8 protein-coding genes are annotated in these 6,406 nt (G+C 54.8%); 4 read left to right on the plus strand and 4 right to left on the minus strand.

The genetic code is table 11. The features are described 5' to 3' along the window. Positions 1–41: 41 nt before the first annotated feature. Positions 42–416 (plus strand): RidA family protein, encoded by a 375-nt coding sequence (locus AB5H98_RS06445; protein ID WP_367925092.1) that lies wholly within the window; start codon positions 42–44, stop codon positions 414–416. Between the two features lie 51 nt (positions 417–467). On the opposite strand, the gene AB5H98_RS06450 is transcribed toward AB5H98_RS06445, so the two are convergent. From AB5H98_RS06450 to AB5H98_RS06465, 4 genes are all read right to left on the minus strand, one after another. Continuing rightward, complete coding sequence (locus tag AB5H98_RS06450) at positions 468–914, minus strand: GNAT family N-acetyltransferase (protein ID WP_367925093.1); 447 nt, start codon at positions 912–914, stop codon at positions 468–470. 178 nt (positions 915–1,092) lie between these two features. Beyond that, positions 1,093–1,944: a DUF5685 family protein gene (locus AB5H98_RS06455; RefSeq protein ID WP_367925094.1), complete on the minus strand. Its 852-nt coding sequence runs from the start codon at positions 1,942–1,944 to the stop codon at positions 1,093–1,095. A gap of 107 nt (positions 1,945–2,051) precedes the next feature. Beyond that, positions 2,052–2,393 (minus strand): phenylpyruvate tautomerase MIF-related protein, encoded by a 342-nt coding sequence (locus tag AB5H98_RS06460; RefSeq protein ID WP_367925095.1) that lies wholly within the window; start codon positions 2,391–2,393, stop codon positions 2,052–2,054. Between the two features lie 40 nt (positions 2,394–2,433). Next, a complete protein-coding gene (locus tag AB5H98_RS06465; RefSeq protein ID WP_367925096.1) occupies positions 2,434–2,982 on the minus strand; it encodes an alpha/beta fold hydrolase in 549 nt (182 codons plus the stop codon). 131 nt (positions 2,983–3,113) lie between these two features. Between AB5H98_RS06465 and AB5H98_RS06470 the strand changes: the two genes are divergently transcribed. From AB5H98_RS06470 to AB5H98_RS06480, 3 genes are all read left to right on the plus strand, one after another. Further along, the gene (locus tag AB5H98_RS06470) at positions 3,114–4,775 is read left to right on the plus strand and encodes a glutamine--tRNA ligase/YqeY domain fusion protein (protein WP_367925097.1); all 1,662 of its coding nucleotides are present in this window, start codon (positions 3,114–3,116) and stop codon (positions 4,773–4,775) included. 62 nt (positions 4,776–4,837) lie between these two features. Then, entirely contained in the window at positions 4,838–5,911 is a 1,074-nt protein-coding gene (locus AB5H98_RS06475; RefSeq protein WP_367925098.1) for an alcohol dehydrogenase, read from the plus strand. Between the two features lie 76 nt (positions 5,912–5,987). Then, a partial coding sequence (locus AB5H98_RS06480; protein WP_367925099.1) for an FprA family A-type flavoprotein occupies positions 5,988–6,406 on the plus strand: 419 nt, incomplete at its 3' end.

Here is a 6,406-nt window from a genome sequence, read left to right on the forward strand (position 1 = left end):
TAATGTATGTGCGGCCCCGGCCGCGGGAAAGGATGAAGGTTATGTTTGAAATTACGAACACACAAAATGCCCCGGCGGCCATCGGCCCTTATTCCCAAGCGGTGCGCGCAGGCAATTTGCTGTTTGCTTCTGGTCAGATTCCGCTGGATCCGGCTACCGGCGAAGTGGTGGAAGGCGGCATCGCCGAGCAGGCTTGCCGGAGCTGTGAGAACGTGGGCGCCATTCTGCGCGCCAATGGTGCGGATTTCACCAATGTAGTGAAAACCACTTGCTTTTTGGCAGATATGGGCGATTTCGCAGCCTTCAACGAAGTGTACGCCCGTTATTTCGTTTCCAAGCCCGCCCGCTCCTGCGTGGCAGTCAAAGACCTGCCCAAAGGCGTATTGTGCGAAGTAGAAGTCATTGCGGTTTTGTAAATGGGATAAAAAAGGCCGGACCTTTTAGGTCCGGCCTTTTTCTTTGCAAAATCATCGCCGCGCAAGGCGCATTTCCAGCTCATACAAACCGCCTGCGTGCTCCACGGTGTTCCCCGTCGGCAGAAAACCATGCCGCTCATAAAATCGCCGGGCGCCGCAGTTGGTGCTGAGCACCCAAAGCGAAGGCGCAGCCGTGCATTGCTTTATAGCAAATTCCAGCAATTGTGTTCCGTATCCCTTGTTCTGTTCGCCGGGCAATACATAAAGATTTTCGATTTGGTTGTTGTGAACGCAGACGATTCCCACAGCTTTGTGGTCGATCAGCATATAGAGCTTTGCACCTTTTTCAATTTGCGATGCAAGATATCTTTTTTGGCGCTCGGGAGTGTGAAGAGCCACAAACTGTGCAGAGCAGATCTCCCGGTGAGACGCTTTCCAGCTCTCGGAATGAATGATCGCAGCTTGCATCTGGTTCGATTGGGTTACCGGTATGATCATATGGACATCCTTTCCACTTTCGGTCGTATGTTCCCGGACAATCGGGTCCGCCGGCTGTTCATGGCGCGATTCAGCGCCCCAACGAATGAACAAAAAACGGAAAGGCCGTGCATGCAGGCACACGACCTCTCCGATAAAATGCAATTTGTAAAAGTTTCTTTTGTGAGCACAACACCCTTCACTTGCGGGTCCCGCGCTGGAATAAGACCGAGGGCAATGGCACTCGGAACGGCTTTTGTTTGACTTCACAGTGAAGCGCCCGATACTGCTGCCATACACCACTGTGCAAAACGTTGCACAAAAGGGTGTCTTGCCGGGCGCCGTCCAGTTGCTCAAATCCCGCAAGACAACGCGCCATCGCGTCCTGCAAAAGCGCTTGACACTGCTGCTCATAGTCCGGACTTTGCGCCAATGTGGCAAGAGGATTGTATCGATGCGCATGCAAATCGTCCAAAAGGTCGTCGTAAGCGTCCATCAGATAAGAAAACTCTCCCAGGCCCGCGCCCAGTTGACGCAAGGCATCCGCATAAGGGCCTTTGATCGGCGCCACTACCTCGGCGGTGAGCTGCCCAAAATAACCTGCGGGAATCGTAGGGTCTGTACAGCGCTGTGCCTCACAGCGCTGCAACTGTTGCAGCCCATGGCTGATGGCCACGCATTGACGAGGGTACCGATGGCTGATTGTAGCGTAACGGCTGCGCAGATGGCGCAATAGTGCCAGCGCCATATAATTGTGGTCGTCGCTCCAGTCGTCTTGGGCGTTGTGAAAGGCAAGCGCTACGCTCATGTCCGCAGCGTATCCGCAAAATCCATTTGCAAAACGGGGGTCCAGCGGCGCAGCTTTGCTGCCGTCCCCATATACATCCGTCAAAAGAATCTCCAGAAACGTGAGGTCATGGCTCAGAGCGATCGGGGCAAAAACACCGTGACGGCGACGCAGCATCTGCGCCAGCGAACGACGGTATGCCTGATAACGGTTGGCATCCTGGGGGGAAAGCGTTTCCCGGTCCAGTGTCACATAACCGAACATGCCCCTGCACTCCTTTCATCCAGTGAATATTTTTATTATCCATCATAAATATGGCTACTTTATGAAGAAACGAAAAATTTTCGTAGACAAAAGGAGAAAAAACGGGTTTAAAAGTTTCGGCCGTTCCAACCCCAGTACGGCGTTTCCTGATATTCCACGTAAATGCGGTCCGGCGCCAGGTGCATCAGTTCCGACAGGATTTCCGTAATGCGGCTGGTCAGGCTGTCGTATGCTTCTTCCGACGCTCCGCCATACAGGCTCACCGTCACCATGGCCGCTCCCTCATTGCTTCCCTGAAACCAAAGGGAAAAAGAAGGCTCTATGCCTACCATCAGCCAGTTTTCGCTTTTTCCGGGCAAAGCTTCCACCGCGCGACCCAGCTCGCGCTTGACTGCCTCGCATACAGCGTCCGATGCGTCCAGATTGGTTCTCACATGAATAAAGGGCATTTGTCATTCCTCCTAAAGATGATTGGTCCACAGGACCCGTTCAAAAAAGAGTGCAATAGAGAGCGGCCACTTTGCGCAAGGCGTCTACGCTGGCCACAACGTCGCCAGGTACTTCCAGCGAGTGATCGGCTCCGGGGATTGCCGTAAGATGCACCGCCACGTCCTGGCTCATGCGCTGACTACACGCCTGCGTCATCAGCGGGTCCTGTGTGCCGTACACGGCCCAGCAGGGCTGCCCGCGCATATATCGTTCGTACGTCTGGGGCAAAGGAGTGAGAAAAATATGCACCGGATGCACGCCCATGCGCCGTGCAACCTCGCCGGCCACCAATGTCCCCAGACTTTTGCCAATAAAGACCCATCGGCTTTGCACTTCGCTGTTTAGCTGTGCCAAGGCGTCGTCCACACATCCAGGCAAAACAGCCTGTGCCCATTGTTCCAGAGAAAGCGCAGGGTCTCGTTCAAAAGGACGGTATTTTACACAAATCAGCCGGCATCCGTGCTGCTGAGCCTGCTTGCGAGCATAATAAAACAAAGGCCGGTCCACGCCGTAACCAATCCCCGGAAAGAGAACCACCGTGGTGTCCAAAACAATTCACTCCTGTGCGGTATTTTCATGGTTTAGTATAGCACGTGGACGGCCCCTGAGCAATTGAACCTGTGGGAAAAGTGTGGTATACTGATAAACAAAATCAGCATCCTGTGAGGAGAGTTTGGAGCATGGAAGAAAAAATCAGCAATTTCCTGACGGAAATTATCGAAGAGGACCTGGCGGAGGGCCGCGTAAAGGAGATTCACACCCGTTTTCCGCCCGAGCCCAACGGTTATCTGCACATCGGAAGCGCCAAGGCGATTTGGATCAACTGGAGCATCGCCAAACAGTACGGCGGAAAATTCAATCTGCGGTACGATGACACAAACCCCTCCCACGAGGACGTGGAGTATGTGGACAGCATTCTGGAGGATCTGCGCTGGCTGGGGGCTGAACCCAACGGCGGTATCTATTACGGCAGCGATTATTTCGACCAGTGCTATGAATATGCGGAGCAGCTCATCCGCGATGGAAAGGCCTATGTGGATGACTTGACAAGAGAGCAAATGCAGGAGTACCGCGGTCAGGATGCGGGCAAACCGTCCCGCCCCAGCCCCTGGCGTGACCGCACCCCGGAGGAGAACTTGGATTTGTTCCGGCGCATGCGCGCCGGGGAGTTCCCCGACGGCAGCAAGACCCTGCGGGCCAAGATCGACCTGGCCAGCCCCAACATGAACATGCGCGACCCGGCCATCTACCGGATCATGCGGGCCCATCACCATCGTCAGGGCGACAAGTGGTGCATCTACCCGCTGTACGATTTTGCACACCCCATTCAGGATGCCATTGAGGGAATCACCCATTCCATGTGCAGCTTGGAGTTTGAAAATCACCGTCCTTTGTACGAGTGGGTCATTGACAATCTGCATTTGGGTCCCTTCCCCATCCAGCGGGAGTTTGCCCGCTTAAACATCACACATACGGTGATGAGCAAACGCTATTTGCGCAAGCTGGTGGAAACCGGTGTGGTGGACGGCTGGGACGACCCTCGTCTGCCTACCCTGTGCGCGCTGCGCCGGCGCGGCTACACGCCCAGCAGCATTTTTGAATTCGTGAAAAAAGCGGGTGTGGCCAAGGCAAACAGCCTGGTGGATAACCGCCTTTTGGAGCACTGCATCCGCTCCGAACTGGACCCGGTGGCTTTGCGCCGGGTGGCAGTGCTGGATCCTGTGAAGCTGGTCATTACCAACTATCCCGCCGGTAAAACGGAGGAGTTCCAGCTTCCCAACAACCCCAAGGACGAAACTGCCGGCACCCGTGCAGTTCCCTTCACCGGTGAGGTGTGGATCGACCGCAGCGACTTCGCAGAGGTACCTCCTCCCAAGTATCAGCGCCTGAAGCCCGATGGGGAAGTGCGCCTGATGGGTGCGTACATCGTCAAGTGCACAGGCTTTGAAAAAGACGAGCAGGGCAATGTGACCAAGATTTTGTGCACGGCAGATCTCGAGACGGGCAACGGCATGCCGGCGGATGGCCGCAAAGTGCGCGGAACCATCCACTGGGTGAGCACGGCCCACGCGGTAGACGCACAGGTGCGCCTGTATGGAGATTTGTTCGGCGAGGAAAATATGGGCGAGTTGCCGGAAGGCAAAACGTACGATGATTATTTGAACCCTGACTCCGTGCAGGTAATGCCTCACGCCAAACTGGAACCCGCCCTGAAGGACGCCCGTCCCGGCGAGCGCTTCCAGTTCGTGCGCATGGGATATTTCACGCCCGATTCAAAACATCCGGGCGTGTACAATCGCATTGTCACACTCAAAGACAGCTTTTCTAAAACATTAAAATAAAACCAGAACAGGGACGGCGCATTTGCGCCGTCCCTGCTTATGCTATGAAGGGAAGCGAATTTATGAATCAGACCATGCTGGCCGCCATGTGGGAGGGCGGAGAAAATCCGGTGCTTACACGCCGGCCGATTCCGCAGATTTGCCAGCCGGGCGACGCCATTGTGCGGGTGACATGCTCAGCAATCTGCACCAGCGATCTGCACATTCTGCACGGCGCTGTGCCTCGTGCGGTGCCGGGAATTGTATTGGGACACGAATTCGCTGGGCGGGTAGAGGCCGTGGGTCCGGGCGTGGAAAAATTGCGTCCCGGTGACCGCGTGGCGGCCAATTGTGAGAGTTTCTGCGGAAGCTGCTGGTTTTGTGAAAGAGGTTATGTGAACAACTGCGAACAGGGCGGCTGGATGCTGGGATGCCGGATCGATGGTTGCCAGGCCGAATACGTTCGGGTCCCGTTTGCGGACCAGTGTCTGTATCCTCTGCCCGCGAACGTTGGCGAGGAGGATGCGCTCTTTGTAGGGGACATTCTGGTCAGCGGCTACTGGGGTGCGCTTCAGTGCGACATCCGGTCCGCGGACACGGTGGCCGTGATCGGAGGCGGCCCCGTGGGACTGTGTGCGGCTCAGTGCGCACGGCTTTTGGGTGCGGGAAAAGTAGTGCTGGTGGAACCAAGACAGGAGCGCCGGGCACTGGCGCTGCAGGAGAGATTGGCCGATGAGGTCATCGACCCCTATACGCAGGATGCACCGGCTTTTATGCGCAGTTTGACCCAAGGCCGCGGTGCGGACAGTGTCATCGAGGCCGCAGGCGCTGCGGACACGTTTCAACTGGCATGGCAACTGGCAAGGCCCAACGCGGTCGTCAGCGTGGTGGCCATGTATGAACAGGACCAGGTTTTGCCCTTGCCCCGGATGTACGGCAAAAATTTGATCTTTAAAACCGGTGGCGTGGATGCAAACTGCTGCCCGCAACTGGTGGATTTGATCGCGCATAAAAAATTGCGCACGGATTTTCTCATCACTCACCGGGCGCCGCTTGAAAAAATTTTGGATGGCTATAAGATTTTTTCTTCCCATACCGATGGATGTTTGAAATGGGTCATCACAAACTCTTGTCAAACAGACAAAAATGTCCCATAATAAGGATGCAAGAGGGTTGAAAATTATACGTAAATAGTATACAATAAAGATCGAACAAAAAAGGAGGCCTTTTTGAATGGGTGCGATCAAAGCAAAGGATCAGATTTGGTATGTGGGTGTGCAGGACCCGGACCTGCGTGTATTTGACATCATCATGCATTCGGACTATGGTACCAGCTACAATGCGTATATCGTAAAAGGTACGGAGAAAACGGTACTGTTCGAGACCAGCAAAGCAAAGTTTTTTGATAAGTTCCTGGACAATATCCGCGAGGTAACGGACCCGAGTAAGATCGATTATATTGTGGTGGACCACACGGAACCGGACCACACGGGCAGCGTAGAAAAGCTGTTGGAGCTGGCTCCCAATGCCACTGTGCTGGGCTCTGGAACGGCCATTACATTCCTGAAAGAAATCGTGAATCATCCGTTCAATGCCAAGGCGGTTTCCGAGAAAGACCGCATCGATTTGGGTGGCCTGACACTTACGTTTTT

The organism is uncultured Ruthenibacterium sp. (assembly GCF_963558415.1).
Taxonomy (GTDB): Bacteria; Bacillota; Clostridia; order Oscillospirales; family Ruminococcaceae; genus Ruthenibacterium.